Source organism: Bartonella saheliensis (assembly GCF_902162175.1).
Genome location: NZ_LR607315.1, coordinates 1 through 1,119, shown reverse-complemented (window position 1 = coordinate 1,119; position 1,119 = coordinate 1). Strand labels below are relative to the sequence as shown.

At 44.1% G+C, this 1,119-nt stretch carries 2 protein-coding genes; both read right to left on the bottom strand.

The window, feature by feature from the left end:
* Positions 1–557: NADH-quinone oxidoreductase subunit G (locus tag FS875_RS09975; RefSeq protein WP_144756288.1), on the bottom strand; the 557-nt coding region annotated here is incomplete at its 3' end.
* A gap of 64 nt (positions 558–621) precedes the next feature.
* On the bottom strand, positions 622–1,119 hold a 498-nt coding region (locus FS875_RS09970; RefSeq protein ID WP_281282260.1), incomplete at its 5' end, for an NADH-ubiquinone oxidoreductase-F iron-sulfur binding region domain-containing protein.

Genomic DNA, 1,119 nt, shown 5'->3' with positions numbered 1-1,119 from the left:
GTAATTTCAGCATCTTCACCACGACCGATCAAGCCAAGTTCAGAAATACCTGCTACTTCTGTTGTAAAACGGACACAACGTGTACAATGAATGCAGCGTGTCATAACCGTTTTCACCAGTGGTCCAATATATTTATCTTCTACAGCACGCTTATTTTCTGTATAGCGAGAACAATCACGTCCATAGAGCATTGCTTGATCTTGAAGATCACATTCTCCACCCTGATCACAGACAGGACAATCCAAAGGGTGATTAATGAGAAGGAACTCCATCACACCTTCACGGGCTTTTTTTACCATCTCTGTATTGGTAAAAATTTCTGGTGCTTCACCATTAGGCCCTGCACGCAAATCACGAACCCCCATAGCACAAGAAGCCTGAGGTTTTGGAGGTCCTCCCTTAACCTCAACCAAGCACATGCGACAATTTCCAGCAATTGATAAAGTTTCATGAAAACAAAAACGTGGCACTTCAGCACCAGCCGCCTCCGCTGCCTGAAGCAACGTATAGTAATCAGGGACTTCAATCTCTTTACCATCAACTTTGATATTTATCATCACCCATCCAGCCTGCGGATAATCCACTTAAACTTGCATTTCATTGCTCTTAAAACAAAGACCTCTATCCAATCACTTCCAAAGCAATATTTTTCCTTTGCACGACATTTCGCGTGTATTCATCAATTCTACGCTCAATTTCTGGGCGAAAATTGCGGATTAACCCCTGTATAGGCCATGCCGCCGCATCACCAAGAGCGCAAATCGTATGCCCTTCAACCTGTTTAGACACTTCAAACAAAAGATCAATCTCACGTTTTTGTGCTCTTCCCTCAACCATACGCCCTAAAAGACGCATCATCCACCCTGTACCTTCACGACACGGCGTACACTGACCACAACTTTCATGTTTGAAAAAAGCCGCTATACGCCAAATTGCCTTGATAATATCCGTTGATTTATCCATAACAATGACACCGCCAGTACCAAAAGAAGACCCGACATCGCGCATCCCGTCAAAATCCATGATCGCATCAACCATCTCTTCTCCACGAACAACAGGACAAGAAGCACCTCCTGGAATCACTGCTAAAAGATTATTCCATCCGCCACGAATACCACC